Below are 17,976 nucleotides of genomic sequence, written 5' to 3'. Positions count from 1 at the left end.
CCGAATGACCCCCCGCGACGACGCGCCTGCGCCTCTTGATCCCCTCCCGGAACCGCATACCGGCCTGATGGGCCGCTTCCGCAATTATTTCCTGACCGGCCTCGTGGTGACGGGGCCGATTGCGATCACCCTCTATCTGGTCTGGTGGTTCGTCACCTGGGTCGACGGCGTGGTGCGGCCGTTCGTGCCGCTGGCCTATCGCCCGGAAACCTATCTCCCTTACGTCGTTCCCGGCTGGGGACTGATTGTCGCATTCTTCACGCTGACGCTGGTCGGCTTCCTCGCGGCCAATCTGATCGGCCGCACGCTGGTCGATGTCGGCGAGACCTTTCTCGGCCGGATCCCGGCAGTGCGCGCGATCTATCGCGGCCTGAAGCAGGTGTTCGAGACGCTGTTCTCGGGCAAGGGCTCGAGCTTCCGGAAAGTCGGCCTTGTCGAGTTTCCTTCGCCGGGCATGTGGTCGATCGTGCTGATCTCGCAATCGCCGAACGAGGACATCTCGCGCAGCCTGCCGGGGCAGGAGGAGCATGTCTCGGTGTTCCTGCCGTGCTCGCCGAACCCGACCACCGGCTTCTTCTTCTATGTCCCCAAGAGCAAGATCATCGAGGTCGATCTCACCGCCGAAGACGCCGCGACGCTGATCATGTCGGCTGGCGTGGTGCAACCGGGCTCGGCGCCCGATCCGAAGAAGGCGGCCGCGCTTGCCGGCATGGCGAATGCCGCGCGGATCGCCAATGCCTCCACGCTCCGGCCCGAGCCTGCGAAGGCGGAGTAGGGCCATTCCGTCGCGGGATGGTCGCGTTCACGCGGGCGCATTCGTCTCGAAACGACCCGGGGCAGTCGTTCAAGATGCATCTTTGGTCGCAGGTTGCGGCTATCCGGCAGGCTGCGGCTCGGGAAATTTCCATTTGCCGTCGAGGATTTGCGGCCGAGGTCGATAAAGCCGCGCAGTATAATTCCACCCGTCCACGATTGGCAGGCAGTTCGGTATTTTGCCGTCACAGCCGCCGAACTGGACGTCAACCGAGCCATCCGGATTCTTCTTTGCAGTGATGTTGTTCAGCGAATACGCGTTGTACTCGTTCTTCTGGAAAAAACCTTCTTTGTTGTAGGCGCTGATCGACCAGAACGCATCGACCGGAACGTCCTTGACGCGGACCTTGTAGATCGTCTTGCCGTCATTCTTGGCCGGCGTGAAGCTGAGATAGGTCGCATCCTTGTCGGGGTTGCCGCCCCACCCCGCAGCCGTACCGATCAGATGCTTGATCGGATCGACCTCCGCCCTGGAGCCGAAGGCGCGCTTGAACGAGCCGGAGGCGCTGGCGAGCACCAGCAACGCGTCGCGCACCTTCTTCTGGCTAGTCTCGTCCCAGTTCGGCACCTCGAATTTTCCCGCGCTCTTCTGGCTCACCTTGACCTCGTCCTGCAGGGCATGGACGCGATCGAGATCCTTGGGATCGGTCGGATCAACCAGGATGCGGATAAAGGTCGTCACGTAACGCGTGCCGATCTTGTCCTTTGAAAGCGTGATCGGGCCTGGCTTGTAGACGACCATGGGTGTGTACTGATCCTCATCGAGGATCTGCATGGACATGAAGCGCTTGCCCGGATTCGGCAGGGTAATCGTCGCCGGGCCGGCATCGAGATCGAAGACGGCCTGGGAATACAGCGTATCCCGGTTCATCCGGATCACCGTCTGCTTGTCGATATCGGTTGGGGTGCGGTTGTGGACGAATTTGCCTAGACCGCCGTCCCTGACAGATTTGCCCATGTACATGTCTGTCTCAGCGCGGTTGAAATTATCGACGGTGACCGGAACGGGCGATTGCGCAAGAGCGCTCGTCGATAGAATGGCGAAAACGATGAACAGGCTTCGCTTCATCGCATTGGTTCCTTTCCACGAAACATCTTCGACACTTTACCACCACGCGAGTCGTGATCCACGCGAGCCGCTTATTTGTTGCTGTCTGAGTAATCGATCGTTTTGGCAGGCCCTCCGCTGCGGGCGGGGGCGAAACGATCCAACGAGATAGAGCTGGCCACGGCGAGAAGATTCGATTCAACGACCTCCAGAGTGAGCTTATGACCCACGTCCATAGCTTGGAGCAGGCTGGGATCGACCAAGTCGCCGGCGACGCAAAGATTGGTGAGACACCAGTTGTAGGGAATTCGCACGGGCGGCTTGTCATCGACGCTCACCTTGACGCCATGCTGCAGGTAGAGCCCCACCGGAAGCATGATTTGAAGGCGTTTGGCGCTGTCGCCCTGGCGCTCGATCACGTCCACCCTGACCGCCATCTGGCCGGTGTCCCAGTTGCCGGTGGTCGTCGTACGGCACAGCACCTGTCCGACGCTGTCCTTGAAACAAATCTTCTGCCACTCAGAATAGGTGATGTTTCGCGGCATACGCTGTCCGCGCGGGCCGGTTTCCGCCTCCGGCGGCTTATCGTCATTTTGCGCCGCGCTGCTCTGAGCCATCTGCGGCAGCGCCTGGGTTGCGGGATGCTTTTCGAGGAAGTCGCTCACCAACGGCGTCCAAAGCGGCATCGCGTCGGCCACGTCGATCAGGATATGGCCTTCGCCTCCAACGGCGGGCAGCAGATGATACTCCGCATTCCCGCCCGCGGCTGTGAAGGCGTCGTGCATCCTTTTCGAGATCTCGGGGCCGAAGTACGTATCGTTCTTGCTGTAGAGCCACAGCATAGGGATGCGCGACGTGCGTCCGAAGTCGCCGGCGGCTTGCACCAACATGTCGGGAGCGCAGTTGTTGTTCGGTACGCCGTTGACGTGGCCGCCGCGTCCGGCTGCGAAAGTGATGATCGCCCGGATGTTGGGCGGGTTCTCACTGGACAGCGCAATTGCGCCCCAACCACCCGCCGACTGTCCCACCACCAGCACATCGCGCGGCAAGGCCAGCTTCCGTTCGATAAAATAGTCGATTGTCAACTTGTCCAGGGCCGCAACCACCAAACCGACGCCCCGGAAGTTCGGCCTCTCGCAGCCTCCCGGGTCCAGGAAGAATGGACCGTAGACGGCACGTTCCGCGTTGCTGATGCCTGTGCCACCAAATCCGGGTCCGAGCGGCGCAACCACGAGGTATCCGTGGCGGGCAAACCAGAATGCGGCATCGCGAAATTCAACAAGCGGAAAGAAGCTTCGCTCCTTCGGGTCCATGGCAACGCCGTGGTTCATGACGATGAGCGGAAAAGGACCCTCACCAACGGGATGCACGACATACGCGAGCGTGGGGAGATCGAAGGGCAATCCCCACAGCTCTTCCTGAAGCCTAGGTGAATCCGATCCCTGCGTCAGACCGGAATGCATGCTGCCCCAAGTCAGGAGTGCCACCAGCACGGTTCGAGCGAGGCTTCGCATCACGATCCTCCAAGCACGCGCCCTCCCATCCTCACTAGAGGATACTACCTGCAATCGCCGGTTGCGGTCAAAGCCCTTGATACTTCTTCGTAATTTAAATCGCCGAAGTGCCTGCGAAATGGTCCATATCTGTTGATCAACTCAAACACTTTGATCAGGCAAGCTGAATGCCTTCGCGGCGCTCATATTTGATATTACGCAGGCAAAAGCGCACGCTGCCTTTGTGGCATCACGGCGCTGGTTTATGGGTAGGCCTAGTCTCGGATCGACCGAGCGTGCCGCTTGGAATTCGACTGGAGTGCACGATGTCCAGGATGACGTCAAAGACCATTGCGATCCTCGCGCCCGGTGCCATGGGCAGCGCCGTGGCCCGCCGCCTCAGCGAGAACGGCGCGCGCGTGCTGACGTCGCTGCAGGGACGCAGCGAGGCGACGCGGAAACGCGCCGCGGACGCGGGCATGGTCGGCGCCGATGACGATGCGATCGCGGACGCCGACATCATCCTCTCTCTCTCGATCGTACCGCCGGGCGAAGCCGTCGCGCTGTCCGAACGGCTGGCCGCGCTGATCGTCAAGCGCGAGAAGAAGCCAATCGTGGTCGATTGCAACGCCGTCAATGTCGATACCGTGCAAAGAATCGAGGACATCATCGGCTCGGCGCAGGCGCCGTTCGTCGATGCCGGCATCATCGGCTTTCCGCCGCAGCCAGGGGGCAAGAGCCCTGCCTTCTACATGTCGGGCGAACACGCCAACGACGTCGCCTTGCTCGGGGATCTCGGCCTCGACGTGCGGATCGTCGAAGGCCCGGTCGGCGCGGCGTCGGCTTTGAAAATGTCCTATGCCGGCATCGTCAAGGGCCTCGCCGGCATCGGCTCGGCGATGGTGATCGCAGCCACGAAGGCGGGCGCGGCCGATGCGCTGCGCGACGAACTCGCGCTGAGCCAGCCCGCGATTCTGGCGCGGCTCGAAGTCGCGCTGCCCGACATGATCCCGAAGACCTATCGCTGGGTCGCGGAAATGCGGGAGATTTCAGGATTCCTCGGGCCCGATCATCCGGCCAGCCAGATCTATGAGGGGTTTGCGCGCTGGTTCGAGCATCTCGCGGACGATGCGAAGGGGGAGGCTGTGGATGCCACGTTGCTGAAGTCGTTGGCGGAGACGAGCAAGAAGAAGGGATAAGGGCAGTCTCGGCGAACGGACTCGGCCGAGTTGCGATGTCTCTATCCACATCGTCATTGCGAGCGGAGCGAAGCAATCCAGACTGTCTCCGCGGAGGAATTCTGGATTGCTTCGCTCCGCTCGCAATGACGAGGAGGAGACTCTGCGAGTCCCTTTGGGACCAACTTTGCGGAAGCCTCAGCCCGCCCCGATCAACGGAATCGCCTCGTCCCGTTCATAGAGGTACAGCAGGCAGCGCAGCGCCTCGCCGCGCTCGCCTTTCAGCTTGGGATCCTCTTTAAGAATCCGCAGCGCCTCGTCTCTCGCCTGGGCGATGAGCTGACCGTGCACCTCCGGGCGCGCGATGCGGTAGCCGGGCAGGCCGCTCTGGCGCACGCCCAGCACGTCGCCTTCGCCGCGCAGCTTCAAATCTTCTTCGGCGATGCGGAAGCCGTCGGTGGTCTCGCGGATCACTTTCAGCCTGGCTTTCGACATCTCGCCGAGCGGCTCGCCATAGAGCAGAATGCAGGTCGAGGCTTCCGAGCCGCGTCCGATGCGGCCGCGGAGCTGGTGCAGCTGGGCAAGGCCAAAGCGCTCGGCGTTCTCGATCACCATGATGGTGGCGGCCGGGACGTCGACGCCGACTTCGACCACGGTGGTGGCGACCAGCAGACCGATCTCGTGCGCGGCGAACTGGGCCATGACGCGGTCCTTCGCCGTGCCCTTCATCTGGCCGTGGACGAGGCCGACGCGGTCGCCGAAGCGCTTTTGCAGGGACTCGAACCGCTTGGTCGCGTTGGTGAGATGCTCGGTGCCCTCGGCCTCGGATTCCTCGACCAGCGGGCAGATCCAGTAGACCAGCTTGCCGGCTTCGAGCGCGCGGCCGACGCCTTCCATGACCTCGCTGATCCGGCTCATCGGCACGGCGCGGGTATCGATCGGCTGGCGGCCGGCCGGCTTTTCACGCAGCTCGGAAATGTCCATGTCGCCGAAATAGGTCAGCACCAGCGTGCGCGGGATCGGGGTTGCGCTCAGCACCAGCACGTCGACGGCCTCGCCCTTGGATGTCAGCGCAAGGCGCTCGCGCACGCCGAAACGGTGCTGTTCGTCGACGATGGCGAGCGCGAGATCCCTGAAGACGACATCGTCCTGGATCAGCGCATGGGTGCCGACGAGCAGGTCGATCTCGCCCGCGGCGAGCTCAGTGATGATCTCGCGCCGTTCCTTGCCCTTCTCGCGGCCGGTGAGAATGGCAACGCGCAATCCCGCGCGCTCCGCGAGCGGGGCGATGGTCTTGATGTGCTGGCGCGCCAGGATTTCGGTCGGGGCCATCAGCGCGGCCTGCTTGCCGACCTCGGCGACCGCGGCGGCAGCGAGCAGCGCCACCACGGTCTTGCCGGAGCCCACGTCACCCTGCAGCAGGCGCAGCATGCGCACCGGCTGCTTCAGGTCTTCGGCGATCGCCGCCGCAGCGCTGCGCTGGGATGGTGTCAGCGCGTAAGGCAGGGCGTCGATGATCTTGTTGCGCAGATGCCCGTCGCCGGCATTGCGCACGCCGGCGGGGCGGCGCAGCTGCGCGCGGATCAGGGCAAGCGCGAGCTGGCCGGCCAAGAGCTCGTCGAAGGCGAGGCGCGACCAGAACGGGCGGTCGGGCAAGATGTCGGTCAGCTCGACCGGCTGGTGCACGCGATTGAGCGCTTCCGCGATCGGCGGGAAGTCGCAGCGGCGCAGCACCTCCGGGCTGATCCATTCCGGCAAAGCGGGAAGCTTTTGCAGCGCCTGCGCGATCGCGCGGCGGAGCGAGCCCAGCGCGAGCCCTTCCGTCAGCGGATAGACCGGGTCGATCCCCGACAGCTTCGAGATCGCCTCCTCGTCGAGCACGCGGTCGGGATGCACGATCTGCGGGATGCCGTCATACATCTGCAGCGTGCCGGAGACGTAGCGCTTCGCGCCCATCGGCAGCAGCTTCTCGACATAGCCCGGCTTGGCGCGAAAGAAGGTCAGCACGACGTCGCCGGTATCGTCGCTGGCATAGACCAGATACGGCGCGCGCGCATTGCGCGGCGGCGGCGGGCGGTGGCGATCGACGGTGACCTCCAGCGTCACCATGGTTCCAACGGCCGCGTCTCGGATCTTCGGCCGGGCGCGGCGGTCGATGACCTGGCTCGGCAGATGCAAAAGCAGATCGACCAGCCGCGGCGTCTCGCTGCGGCTGAGCAGGTACTGCAGCAGCTTGTCCTGCTTCGGACCGACGCCGGGCAGGCTGGTCACGGGAGCAAACAGCGGATTGAGCAGGCTGGGGCGCATTCGTGGAATCCAGAACCGTTCGCTGTCGTGATGGCCAGTTTTGTGCGGGACGTCCACGGCTTTATTCCGGCCTGGCCATGACGGGCCTGCCTGGACCGGCGGAGTGCTGCCGGTCCAGGCGCGATCATGCTACGCGGCGCGAAACGCCGCGCCTTTGAACCGCTTGACCGGCCGGCCGCGCTCGAGCTGGTCGTGTGCCGCGTGCGCCTCGGTCCGGGCGGCGATCGCGGCCAGCTCACCTTGCAGGCTGAGCAAGGCCGCCAACCGGTCCAGTGCCAGCGCCTTGTTCCGATGCTGCGAACGTTCTTCGCGCGCCACGACCGCAAGCCCGCTCAGCGGGTGGACGGCCCGCACGGCGCTTTCGGTCTTGTTCTGGTGCTGGCCGCCCGGGCCGCCGGCACGGAAAGCTTCAAAGCGAACGTCCCCGGCGCTGATCGCCTTCGGCGCGTCCGGCAGCGCAGGAAGCTCGACAATTCCGATGAACCAGTTCTTGCGCTTGTGATGCGGCCTCAGCGGGCTCTGCGCCGTCCATTGGATCGCGCCGATCCACGGCCGCGCAAAGGCAGCCGCGCCATCGCCATGGACGACAACGACCGCCGATGCCGGACCGTGCTTGTCGGGGCGGGGGCCTTCGAGATGGTCGGTATCGAAGCCGAGCGCGGTCGCTTCGGTGATGAGCGCTGCAACGGCCTTCGCGACCGCGATCCGGCATTCCGCCGGACCGCGTCCGCTGGTGAACAGGAGCCGGATCATCGGCGATCCTCCTTCCAGCTCTTGTCGCGCTTGCCGCTCGCCGCGGCGGTGGACTGGCTCTTCTTGAAGGTCAGCAGCGGCCGGAACGTGGCCACCACGCGCACGAGACCGAACTCCACGAGATCGGCGATGACGCGCTCGATGCTCTTGTAAGCATCCGGCGCTTCCTCCGCGAGCAGGCCGCGATCGCCGCAGACGACGATGCCGCCGAACGGGTTGCGTTCCAGCCTCGCGATGTCCGATTTCTTGACCCGGACGCGGCCATGCATGGACGCCCGGTCGTATTTGCGCCCCGCGCCGTGCGCGAGCGATGCAAGCGCCTCGGCCTGCATGTCCGCCAAAGGCTCGACCAGATACGACAGCGTTCCGCGCGACCCCGGTACCGGCACCAGTCCGCGGTCGGCCGCTGCCGCTCCCTTGCGATGCAGTGCCAGGACGTGACCGGCGGCGTCACGCCCGCACTCGACCATGTTGTGCGCGAGGTCGCTCACCGGACGCAGACTGGCGCGCGCGGCAGCTCCGGTCCGCTCTGCGATGATGCGGCGATTGAGCTTCGCCCATCGCACCGCATGATCGTGGACGGCCAGATAGGTATTTGCCGCGTCACTGCCGATGGACAGGGACGCCTCTCCGCCCTGCAAGGCCCGCTCCAGGATCGAGAAACCGAGGCCCCGCGAGCCGGAGTGAACCAGGACATAGGCCAGGTTCCGGTCGAGGCCGGCGCGTGCAGCTGCGTCCGGCGCCAGGATCTCGTCGAGGGCCTGGAGCTCGCAGAAATGATTGCCGCCGCCGATACTGCCGAGCGCGGTATCGAAGGCGGTGGCGCCGAGGTCTGCGTCGGCCAGCGCGGTCTCGACGTCGCCGTCCCAGGGCTGGTCGAGCGCGTGCATGCGCTCGGCAAGATGATCGAGCCGCAGTTTGCGCGCTGCGATGTCGAGCTCGAACAGGCCCATGCCGCAGCCGATGTCGGAGCCGACCAGTTGCGGGTGGATACGCTCGGACAGAATGGCGCAGCCGACGGGGCCATACTTGCCGGGATGCAGATCAGGCATGGCCGCGACCGCGCGGACTCCGGGAAGACCCGCGACCTGTTCCAGTTGCAGTGTTGCGTTGCCTTCGATCCATGATTTGGACGAGGCGAAGAGGTGGATCGGCGCGCGGCCGTCCACGTTGGGAAAAGTGCCCATTGAAAGCTTTCGGAAGATAGGGATCGTCGACACGCGCGAGGCGCGCGTGGTTTCCCTAACGGCGCGGCCAACGCACGCGCAGCTTAGGCGATGCCCTCGACGGGGCGGCGAGACATGATCGTCATCGAGCCTTCTCCCAGGGATGATCGCGCCAGAAGGGCGCCGGATCGGGCGAGACACATAGCGGCGAAATTGCAAAACCGCAAGTCACGGTTGCTGCGTGTCGGTGGCGCGGCTCTTCCTTTCCGGCGATCGGGCAGGCCACACCCGGCATTTTTGCGCGGATCCTCGCGGGAAGACTGCTGACTTTCCAGGGGGCAGGGCCTATATCACCCCGCCCGGCACGTCCGGGCTTTCTGCGTTTGACTGGATTTGAGACATGACGGGAACGACACGATCGAGCAGCGGGCTGGACGACCGCCGCAAGCGGCTTCTGTTCCGCTGCTGGCATCGCGGCACGCGCGAGATGGACCTGATCCTCGGCCGCTTCGCGGATGCCGAGATCGGCAATTTGTCCGATGCCGAGCTCGGCGAGCTCGAGCGCCTGCTCGAGGTCAACGATCCCGATCTCTATGCGGCCATCACCGGCGACAAGGTGCTGCCAGCCGACGTCACCGGCGCGTTGTTTGCCCGCATCAAGGCGTTTCCGATCGCGGACGGCAACGCATGAAGCAGGGAATGAAATCTCCGGCCGAGCTGCTCGCGCCCGGCCGCGCGCTGACGCTTGCCAATGTCGCCGAGGGCGCCGAAGGCCTCGTCGTCTCGGATCTCGGCCGTGCCATCGCGGCGCGGCCGAAGAAGCCGGCCGTCAGCCTCGCGGTCGTCTGCCGCGACGGCGCGCGCATGCAGTCGCTCGAACGCGGCTTGCGGTTCTTCGCGCCCGATTTACCGGTGCTGACCTTTCCGGCCTGGGATTGCCAACCCTATGACCGGGTCTCGCCGCATGGCGGCATCCTGGCGCAGCGCCTGACCACGCTGGCGCGGCTGGCTTCGCTCACCGGCAGCGACAAGCCGCTGATCGTGCTGACCACGGTGAACGCGATGGTGCAGCGCGTGCCCGCGCGCGAGCTGGTCGCGGCGCAGGCGCTGTCGGTTGCGCCAGGCAACGTCGTGCCGATGGACACCGTCGTCGCCTGGCTCGAGCATAACGGCTACAACCGGTCCTCCACCGTGCGCGAGCCCGGCGAATATGCCGTGCGCGGCGGCATTCTGGACCTGTTTCCGGCCGGCCTCGAGCAGCCGGTGCGGTTCGACTTTTTCGGCGACAGCCTGGAATCGATCCGCTCCTTCGACGCCGAGACCCAGCGCACGCTGCTCGACATGCGCTCGCTCGACCTGGTGCCGGTCTCCGAGTTCCAGCTCGTCACCGACACCATCCGTCGTTTCCGCATGGGCTATGTCGCCGAGTTCGGCGCGCCCGAGCGCGACGATGCGCTGTACGAGGCTGTCAGCGAAGGCCGACGCCAACCCGGCATGGAGCACTGGCTGCCGCTGTTCCAGGACCGGATGGACACGCTGTTCGACTATCTGCAAGGCGCTGCGATCGCGATCGAGCCGCAGGCCGAGGACGCCGTCCGCGAGCGCTTCAAGCAGATCCTCGATTATTACGAGGCCAGGCGCGAGGCGATGGAGCATCCCGGCGGCGGCGCGATCTACAAGCCGCTGCCGCCTGACCGGCTCTATCTGACCGAGGAGGAATGGGGCAAGCGCCTCGGCGAGATCCCACTGGCGCGATTGACGCCGTTCTCGGTGCCGACCGACGGCACCGGCGTGGTCGATGCTGGCGCGCGCAAGGGCCGCGATTTTGCGCCGGAGCGCAACGACAGCAATGTCAACGTGTTCGAATCCGTCGTCAGCCACGTCATGGCGCTGCAGGCGCAGCGCAAGAAGGTCGTGATCGCGCTGTGGACCGAGGGCTCGCGCGACCGCATGATTTCGATGCTGCGCGATCACAAGCTCGCCCATACCACCAGCGTCAATTCCTGGCGGACGGTGCAGGCGACGCCGCGCAACGAGACCATGCTTGCCGTGCTCGGCCTCGAAAGCGGCTTCGAGACCGACGAGATCGCCGTCATCAGCGAGCAGGACATCCTCGGCGACCGCCTGGTGCGGCCGCGCAAGGCCAGCCGCAAGCTCGACAATTTCATCTCGGAGGTGACGAGCCTCACCGCCGGCGACATCGTCGTCCACGTCGATCACGGCATCGGCCGGTTCATCGGCCTGCAGACGCTCGACGTCGCCGGCGCGCCGCACGACTGCCTCGAGCTGCATTATGCCGCCGAGACCAAGCTGTTCCTTCCGGTCGAGAACATCGAGCTGCTGTCGCGCTACGGCTCGGACCAAACGACGGTCGAGCTCGACCGCCTGGGCGGCTCGGGCTGGCAGACCCGAAAAGCAAAACTGAAGAACCGCATCCGCGAGATCGCGGGCGAGCTGATCAAGATCGCGGCCGAGCGCATGCTGCACGAGGCGCCGAAGCTGCCGGTGCAGCAGGGCCTCTATGACGAGTTCTGTGCGCGCTTCCCCTACGACGAGACCGAGGATCAGCTGGGCGCGATCGAGTCGACGCTGAAGGACCTCGAAAAGGGCCGCCCGATGGATCGCCTGATCTGCGGCGACGTCGGCTTTGGCAAGACCGAGGTGGCGCTACGTGCGGCCTTTGCCGTCGCGCTCGACGGCAAGCAGGTTGCGGTCGTGGTGCCGACCACGCTGCTGGCGCGCCAGCACTACCGGACCTTCAGCGAGCGGTTCAAAGGCTTCCCGGTCAACGTCGCACAGGCCTCGCGCCTGATCCCGACAAAACAGCTCAACGAGGTCAAGAAGGGTATCGCCGACGGCTCGGTCGACATCGTCGTCGGCACCCATGCGCTGCTCGGCAAGGCGATCAAGTTCCGCGACCTCGGCCTGCTTATCGTCGACGAGGAGCAGCATTTCGGCGTCAGCCACAAGGAGCGGCTGAAGGCGCTGCGCGCCGAGGTGCATGTGCTGACGCTGTCGGCAACCCCGATCCCGCGCACGCTGCAATTGGCGCTGACCGGCGTCCGCGAGCTCTCGATCATTGCATCGCCCCCGGTCGATCGCCTCGCGGTCCGCACCTTCGTCGCCCCGCACGATCCCCTGATGATCCGCGAGGCGCTGCTCCGCGAGCGCTATCGCGGCGGCCAGGCGTTCTACGTCGTGCCGCGCATCGACGATCTCGCCGAGGTCAAGGACTTCCTCGACAAGAACGTGCCCGAGATGAAGGTCGCGGTCGCGCACGGCCAGATGCCGCCCGCGGTGATCGAGGACATCATGACCGCGTTCTACGACGGCAAGTTCGACATTCTCTTGTCGACCACGATCGTCGAGTCCGGCCTCGACATTCCCAACGCCAACACGCTGATCGTGCATCGCGCCGACATGTTCGGCCTTGCCCAGCTCTACCAGCTGCGCGGCCGCGTCGGCCGCTCCAAGCTGCGGGCCTACGCGCTGTTCACGCTGCCGGCGCAGCAGAAGATCACGGCGCAGGCCGAGCGCCGGCTCACCGTGCTGCAATCGCTGGAGACGCTGGGCGCCGGCTTCCAGCTCGCCTCGCACGACCTCGACATTCGCGGCGCCGGCAATCTCTTGGGCGAGGAGCAGTCCGGCCACATCAAGGAGGTCGGCTTCGAGCTCTATCAATCGATGCTGGAGGAGGCGATCGTCAACCTGAAGGCCGGCGTGTCCGAGCCCGCCGCCGACCGCTGGTCGCCGTCGATCACTATCGGCATGCCCGTGCTCATCCCGGAGGATTACGTCAGCGATCTCTCGGTGCGGCTGTCGCTGTACCGGCGCCTCGCCGATCTCGACACCGAGGAGGAGATCGAGAATTTCGGCGCCGAGATGCGCGACCGCTTCGGCGTGCTGCCGGACGAAGTCCGCTACCTGTTCAAGGTCGCCGCGATCAAGGCGTTCTGCCGCCGGGCCAATGTCGAGAAGATCGACGCCGGCCCCAAGGGCGCCGTCATCGTCTTCCGCGACAATTCCTTCGCCCATCCCGATCGCCTCGTCACCTTCATCCGCAGCCACGGCCAGGCCGCCAAGGTGCGGCCCGACATGAAGGTGGTGTTCCTGCAGGACTGGGAAACGCCGGAAGAGCGCCTCGCCGGCACGACGGAGATCATGCGGCAGCTGGCGCAGCTCGCGGAAAGCAAGAAGGCGGCGTAGGCCCGGCTCTCACCACGTCATTGCGAGGAGCCCTTGCGACGAAGCAATCCAGAGTCTCTCCGCGGCGAGAGTCTGGATTGCTTCGCTGCGCTCGCAATGACGGTGGTTGTTGCTGGCAGCTCGCGAAAAACTACGACGCCGCCCGTGACGCGTCCGCCGACAGCCGCGCCAGCAAGGACCTTGCCGTATCCGACGGCGACAGCGAGTCCACGCTGACCACGGGATCGCTGCGCACCTCGTGCTTGCCGTTCGAGGTGTGCCGCATCACCGCCGACAGGCGGCGGGCGATCATATGCGCGGTGCGGAAGTCGGTCTCGGCGAACACCACGATCACCGAGCCGTCCTTCTGCGCCGCCCCAAAATCCATCTGCCGCATCAGGCGGCTCAAAATGCGCGCGGCGTCGAGCTGGGCGCGGGAATTGTTGGGGTCGAAGGCGAAGCGGGCGACGGAGAGGCCGCCGCCGCGGGCGAGCGTCTGCTCCACTGCCTTGGCGAAATCACGGGCGAAGGCTTCCACCGTGAGCAGGCCGCTGCGCGGATCGAGCCAGCCGCCGCCATCGATCGAGCGCAAGGTGCGGCTCAGCTGCGCTTCCATGGCGTGCTGGTGGATTAGGGGCAGCGCGTTAGCCGCGATCCTCGCCGGCTCGCCCGCGATCAGCTCGAGATTGGGCAGGTCGTAGCTTTGGGTGAGCTGGTGGGCGGTGACGACCACAGGCAGGTTGCGAAATCGAGCGTCCTCCGTAAGCACCGTGAGGAAGGCATCGGTCACGCGCGCGGTAAAACCTTCGGCGAGCACGACGCCGTCGAGATCGCGGGTGTTGAGGTGTTTTGCGGCGGCCTCGATCGAGAGCGCGCCGACCACGCCGATGCGTTCGCCGAGCGCGACGGAGAGCGCGGGATAGGCCGCGCCGCGGCCGATCAGGAGCACGGTGGCGTCGCGTACGGGATCGCCTTGCGGCAGCGCGAACTTCACTTCGGGCAGCCGGCGCAGAACCGTTGCGTGCAATGTACGCACGCGCAGCGCAGCCCGGAGCCGCGCGATCAGCCGGTCAGGATTGCCGCCGCGCGAGGAGAAGGGCAGGGCGTTGAGCGGCAGCGTGCCCGCCGCATCCAGGCCCACGAAGGGCAGGTAAGGCGATTGATCGGCGATCTTCTTAGCAAGCCGCGTCACATGCGGCTCGTGTCCGGCATGGACCGCAGCGAGAACCGCGGCCGGCTGCACCTCGTCGACCGCGCGCGATGCGCTGGTCCAGTCGGTGTCGACGACGGGAAAGAGCCGGGCCTCGTCCAGCGCCGCCACGAAGGCGGGACGTTCGGCATCGGACACAAACAGGATCGGGCCCGCCTGGGACATCGAGTCACTCAAGATCACGCAACAGATGCCGCGTAATCTAGTTTGGCCGCCTTAATGCTGCGTCAACGCAAGCGCTGAAACCGCGCCTAGGCCGCCCCGGAGCGGTCCCGAAAAGCCTCGACCATCAGGGGGTTAAGCCCGAGCTCGCTGAGCGCCTCGCGGGCGCGGGCATTGTCCTGGGCGCGCCCGGCGAGCCGGTGGCCCGAGAGTCGGTCGGGCAGCGCCGTGAGCAGGGCACCCTGGCCGAGCCGGCGCGCCCATTCCTGCAGGTCGTTGGACAGGAAGCGATAGCCGCCGACGGCCATGATGCCGGAGGGCGGCGCGGTGATGCAGATCGCGCCGCTCGGGCGGTCGAGCCGCGCGGCATAGCCGGTGTCGACATAGTCGCGCGGCGGCTGCGCCGTCAGCGTCTCGCCGACCGGCTGCGGCGGGGCGTAGGCTGCGATCGGCACCATCGCGCCGCGCAGGCCGAGCGTGCCCTTCGGCGTCAGCAGGATCTCGCCGGCGATGGAGGAGCCGGACTGCTCGCGCGGGGCGCCGTGCGGCCCCGGCATCACCGGCACCGGCATGCCGTCCTCGCCGCGGCGGGCGCCGAACAAACCGGCCTCGCCGAACAGATAGACGTCGGTCAGCGGCGCGTGCGGCGCGATCCAGGCATCGCTCGCCGCCACCTGCTCGGGCGCGCGCCACAGGCCGATGACGTTGCGCAAAGTGGGCATCCGCGCCGCGAGGTCGGCATCGCCGAGCCGCAGCGCGAGCTGCGCCGGCGCGATCAGCACCTCGCATTCGTGCTCGTTGATCTGCTGCTCCAGCACATCGTTCTCGAACGGATGATGCAGCGCCAGGGTGCCGCCCGAGAGCAACCACACCGCGAGCGAGGAGGCGAGCCCTGCGAACGACATCGGCGTGAACGCCGCCATCACCGTCGCGCCCTGCTTGATGTCGGCTTCGAGCGACATCGCAAGGCCGCCCGCGATCAGGCTGAAATGCGGCCGCGGCACCGGCCGGAAGCCCTCCGCCGTGACATCGAAGGAGATCATGGCCGCCTTGCGGCCGTCCTGAATCACGGCGCGCGTGGTGCCGGGCGGGCGCGCCAGGACGTCGTCGAGCGAAGCCATGCCTTCGGGCAGGTCGCTTCCGAAGCCGTAGACGTGCCGGATCGAGAACGCCTCGGCCGCGGCGTGCATGGCGAGATCGGCATAGCTGACGCCATCGACCGTGCTCATGGTGACGATGGCGCGTGCGGCGGTGCGGTTGAGCGCGGCGGTCAGTTCCGCATGGCGCCACAGCAGCGGCAGCACGGCAACTACGAGGCCGGCGCGATGGGCGGCGAGCACGGTCAGCACGAACTCGACCGTGTTGGGCAACTGGATCGCGATGACCGAATTGGCCGGCAGGCCCGATTCGACGAAATGCGCCGACAGTGCCTCGATGGCGGTATCGGCCTCGGCATAGGTCATCCGCCGCGGCTGGTGCCCGGTAATGCGCGCCTTGTTGAGCGGATCGAGCAGGGCGGTCGCCCGCGGCTGCCGCGTCAGCGTGCGCTGAAACAATGTGTCGAGCGTCGGCGATACGGCTGGCTGGTTCACGGCGTCACTTCGCTTGATGAGCTTGCGGCTGCCCCTTCGACCACCAGGTCTCCGGCAAATAGCCCGAGAGCGAGGTGGTCTTGGGCCGTTCTATCCGATTCCAGCGCGCGATCCATTGCTCCGATACGTTAAACAGCGGGATTGTGTAGACGCCAGCGATCAGGACGCGGTCGAGCGCGCGCACCGCCGAAACGAAATCCGTATGTTCACGGGCCTCGAGCAGGGCGGCGATCATGGCATCGACGGCGGGATCCCTGGCGCCCATGTAGTTGCGCGTGCCCGGATTGTCCGCGGCCGCGCTGCCCCAATAGAAATACTGCTCGTTGCCGGGCGACAGCGACTGGTCCCAGCGGTTCTGGATCATGTCGAACTCAAAGGCGAGCCGGCGCTGGTCAAATTGCACGGGATCGACCGAGCGCACGCTGGCCTCGATGCCGGCGCGCCTGAGGTCGCGCTGGAAGGCGAGCGCGATGCGCTCCTGGTCGCGCGTCGTGACCATGATCTCGAAGGTGAAGGGGGCCTTGGTCGCGCGGTTGCGCAGCGCGGTGCCGTCGAGATCGTAGCCGGCCTCAGACAGCAGCTTCAGCGCGGCGCGCAGCGTGGTGCGGTCGCGGCCTGATCCGTCGGTGACCGGCAGGCGGTAGCTGCCCTCGAGGATGTCGGGCGGGATCTGCGCGGCGAACGGTTTGAGCAGCTCGCGCTCGCGCGCATCGGCAGGCCTGCCATAGGCCGACAGCTCCGAGCCGGCGAAATAGCCGGCCACGCGCGAATAGAGCCCGAAGAAATAGCTGCGGTTGACCAGCTCGAAATCGAACAGCAGCGTCAGGGCCTGCCGCACGCGGATGTCGGCGAAGATCGGACGGCGGGTGTTGAACACCAGGAATTCGGACGGCTGCGGCATGCCGGGCTTGACGGTGTCGCGGATCACCTCGCCGCTTCTGGCGGCCGGAAAGTCATATCCGTCGTGCCAGCGCAAGGGCTCGTGCTCGACGCGGAAATCGTAGAGGCCGCGCTTGAATGCCTCGAACTGGCCGTTTGCCTCGCGAAAATAGTCGAGCCTGATCTCGTCGAAATTGTAGAGCCCGCGATTGATGGCGAGGTCGCGGCCCCAATAATCGGGATTGCGCGTGAGCGTCACGCTGGCGCCCGGCTTCACCGCCGTGACCCGATAGGGGCCCGAGCCGAGCGGCGCCGTCAGCGTCGTTTCCTCGAAGGTCGCAACGTCGATCGCGTGCTTGGGCAGGATCGGCATCAGGCCGAGAATCAGCGGCAGCTCGCGGTCGTTGGCGCCGGTTAAGTCGAATCGGACGGTGAGAGGATCGGGCGCTTCGGCCTTCGCAACCTTGCTGTAATACTGCCGGTGATTGGGACGGCCGCGGTCGCGCAGCAGCAGCCACGAGAACAGCACGTCCTCGGCCGTGACGGGCTTGCCGTCGGAGAAGCGGGCGCGGGGATCGAGACGGAAGGTGACGAAGCTTCGCTCGTCATTGGTTTCGACCGTTCTGGCGAGCAGGCCGTAAAGCGTGAACGGCTCGTCCTGCCCGCGCGCCAGCAGGCTCTCGACCACGTAGTTGCGGACCGGCTGCACCGCCAATCCCCTGACGATGAAGGGATTGAGGCTGTCGAAGGTGCCGAGAATACCCCAGGTCAGGCGGCCGCCCCTGGGGGCATCGGGGTTGGCATAGGGCATGTGGCTGAAAGCGGCAGGCTTCGCCGGCTTGCCGTGCATGGCGATCGCATGGGCCTCCTCGGCCGCGGCGGCGCCGGCCGACAGCAGTCCGCCAAGCGCAAGGGCAAGCGCACAGAGGCGGAGGCCGGGGCCCTCGAAGAGGCGCTGGAACATGAACATCGGCACACGGTGATTCGAGGACCGGCGGGCCCGAATCTTATCACAGGGAATTTGATGGGGCTTTTGCACCAGACCGGCCAAAGACGCTTGTCGGCATTGATCTTTTCGTCGGCCACGTTAAGAAGGCACCCAATCGCGCAAGAGCGTCGAGCCCGTCACTTATCCGCCTCAATTGACGGGAAGAGAGCCGCGCCCAAGGCGGCCAGGTTCGGCGCTTCGG

The 17,976-nt window shown here is 65.9% G+C and carries 12 protein-coding genes; 4 read left to right on the top strand and 8 right to left on the bottom strand.

The features are described 5' to 3' along the window. The first annotated feature begins 4 nt into the window (after nucleotides 1–4). Nucleotides 5–775, top strand: a complete 771-nt coding sequence (locus tag AB7M16_RS02015; protein ID WP_172783754.1) for a DUF502 domain-containing protein — start codon at nucleotides 5–7, stop codon at nucleotides 773–775. Nucleotides 776–874: 99 nt separating this feature from the next. On the opposite strand, the gene AB7M16_RS02010 is transcribed toward AB7M16_RS02015, so the two are convergent. Together AB7M16_RS02010 and AB7M16_RS02005 are read right to left on the bottom strand one after the other, a co-directional pair. After that, the gene (locus tag AB7M16_RS02010) at nucleotides 875–1,882 is read right to left on the bottom strand and encodes a DUF1254 domain-containing protein (protein WP_453943002.1); all 1,008 of its coding nucleotides are present in this window, start codon (nucleotides 1,880–1,882) and stop codon (nucleotides 875–877) included. A gap of 71 nt (nucleotides 1,883–1,953) precedes the next feature. Beyond that, nucleotides 1,954–3,375: an invasion associated locus B family protein gene (locus AB7M16_RS02005; RefSeq protein ID WP_453943001.1), complete on the bottom strand. Its 1,422-nt coding sequence runs from the start codon at nucleotides 3,373–3,375 to the stop codon at nucleotides 1,954–1,956. Between the two features lie 305 nt (nucleotides 3,376–3,680). Here AB7M16_RS02005 and AB7M16_RS02000 point away from each other — a divergent pair, with 305 nt between their 5' ends. Beyond that, entirely contained in the window at nucleotides 3,681–4,553 is an 873-nt protein-coding gene (locus AB7M16_RS02000; protein WP_453943000.1) for a DUF1932 domain-containing protein, read from the top strand. Nucleotides 4,554–4,730: 177 nt separating this feature from the next. Here the strand turns inward: AB7M16_RS02000 and recG are convergent, their stop codons facing one another. The 3 genes from recG to AB7M16_RS01985 all read right to left on the bottom strand — a co-directional run bounded on the left by recG (nucleotide 4,731) and on the right by AB7M16_RS01985 (nucleotide 8,977). Next, nucleotides 4,731–6,839 carry an ATP-dependent DNA helicase RecG gene (gene recG, locus AB7M16_RS01995; protein WP_453942999.1) on the bottom strand — a complete coding sequence of 703 codons (2,109 nt, stop codon included), beginning with the start codon at nucleotides 6,837–6,839 and terminating at the stop codon, nucleotides 4,731–4,733. Between the two features lie 129 nt (nucleotides 6,840–6,968). Continuing rightward, nucleotides 6,969–7,592 carry a peptide chain release factor H gene (prfH, locus tag AB7M16_RS01990; RefSeq protein ID WP_453942998.1) on the bottom strand — a complete coding sequence of 208 codons (624 nt, stop codon included), beginning with the start codon at nucleotides 7,590–7,592 and terminating at the stop codon, nucleotides 6,969–6,971. Next, the gene (locus AB7M16_RS01985; protein ID WP_453942997.1) at nucleotides 7,589–8,977 is read right to left on the bottom strand and encodes an RNA ligase RtcB family protein; all 1,389 of its coding nucleotides are present in this window, start codon (nucleotides 8,975–8,977) and stop codon (nucleotides 7,589–7,591) included. The genes prfH and AB7M16_RS01985 overlap by 4 nt, the downstream gene beginning before the upstream one ends. A gap of 181 nt (nucleotides 8,978–9,158) precedes the next feature. On the opposite strand from AB7M16_RS01985, the gene AB7M16_RS01980 reads away from it, so the two are divergent. Continuing rightward, complete coding sequence (locus AB7M16_RS01980) at nucleotides 9,159–9,449, top strand: FAD assembly factor SdhE (protein WP_453942996.1); 291 nt, start codon at nucleotides 9,159–9,161, stop codon at nucleotides 9,447–9,449. Next, nucleotides 9,446–12,964, top strand: coding sequence for a transcription-repair coupling factor (mfd, locus tag AB7M16_RS01975; protein ID WP_453942995.1), 3,519 nt, complete (start codon nucleotides 9,446–9,448; stop codon nucleotides 12,962–12,964). The genes AB7M16_RS01980 and mfd overlap by 4 nt, the downstream gene beginning before the upstream one ends. A gap of 130 nt (nucleotides 12,965–13,094) precedes the next feature. Here the strand turns inward: mfd and AB7M16_RS01970 are convergent, their stop codons facing one another. The 3 genes from AB7M16_RS01970 to AB7M16_RS01960 all read right to left on the bottom strand — a co-directional run bounded on the left by AB7M16_RS01970 (nucleotide 13,095) and on the right by AB7M16_RS01960 (nucleotide 17,756). Continuing rightward, nucleotides 13,095–14,318, bottom strand: a complete 1,224-nt coding sequence (locus AB7M16_RS01970) for a GGDEF domain-containing protein (RefSeq protein WP_453942994.1) — start codon at nucleotides 14,316–14,318, stop codon at nucleotides 13,095–13,097. Nucleotides 14,319–14,404: 86 nt separating this feature from the next. Next, a complete protein-coding gene (locus AB7M16_RS01965; protein ID WP_271506866.1) occupies nucleotides 14,405–15,907 on the bottom strand; it encodes a class I adenylate-forming enzyme family protein in 1,503 nt (500 codons plus the stop codon). 4 nt (nucleotides 15,908–15,911) lie between these two features. After that, on the bottom strand, nucleotides 15,912–17,756 hold the full coding sequence (locus tag AB7M16_RS01960; protein ID WP_453947113.1) for an extracellular solute-binding protein: 1,845 nt from the start codon (nucleotides 17,754–17,756) through the stop codon (nucleotides 15,912–15,914). Between the last annotated feature and the right edge of the window lie 220 nt (nucleotides 17,757–17,976).

Source organism: Bradyrhizobium sp. USDA 372 (genome assembly GCF_053629095.1).
Note: the sequence above shows the minus strand (reverse complement) of the source record. Positions and strands in the feature narration are given on the sequence as shown.

What these genes read in the sequence shown, in the direction of transcription:
- recG (WP_453942999.1), bottom strand. Translation starts at nt 6,839, where the DNA reads ATGCGCCCCAGCCTGCTCAATCCGCTGTTTGCTCCCGTGACCAGCCTG.
- prfH (WP_453942998.1), bottom strand. Translation starts at nt 7,592, where the DNA reads ATGATCCGGCTCCTGTTCACCAGCGGACGCGGTCCGGCGGAATGCCGG.
- AB7M16_RS02005 (WP_453943001.1), bottom strand. Translation starts at nt 3,375, where the DNA reads ATGCGAAGCCTCGCTCGAACCGTGCTGGTGGCACTCCTGACTTGGGGC.
- AB7M16_RS01970 (WP_453942994.1), bottom strand. Translation starts at nt 14,318, where the DNA reads ATGTCCCAGGCGGGCCCGATCCTGTTTGTGTCCGATGCCGAACGTCCC.
- AB7M16_RS01960 (WP_453947113.1), bottom strand. Translation starts at nt 17,756, where the DNA reads ATGTTCATGTTCCAGCGCCTCTTCGAGGGCCCCGGCCTCCGCCTCTGT.
- AB7M16_RS02015 (WP_172783754.1), top strand. Translation starts at nt 5, where the DNA reads ATGACCCCCCGCGACGACGCGCCTGCGCCTCTTGATCCCCTCCCGGAA.
- AB7M16_RS02000 (WP_453943000.1), top strand. Translation starts at nt 3,681, where the DNA reads ATGTCCAGGATGACGTCAAAGACCATTGCGATCCTCGCGCCCGGTGCC.
- mfd (WP_453942995.1), top strand. Translation starts at nt 9,446, where the DNA reads ATGAAGCAGGGAATGAAATCTCCGGCCGAGCTGCTCGCGCCCGGCCGC.
- AB7M16_RS01980 (WP_453942996.1), top strand. Translation starts at nt 9,159, where the DNA reads ATGACGGGAACGACACGATCGAGCAGCGGGCTGGACGACCGCCGCAAG.
- AB7M16_RS02010 (WP_453943002.1), bottom strand. Translation starts at nt 1,882, where the DNA reads ATGAAGCGAAGCCTGTTCATCGTTTTCGCCATTCTATCGACGAGCGCT.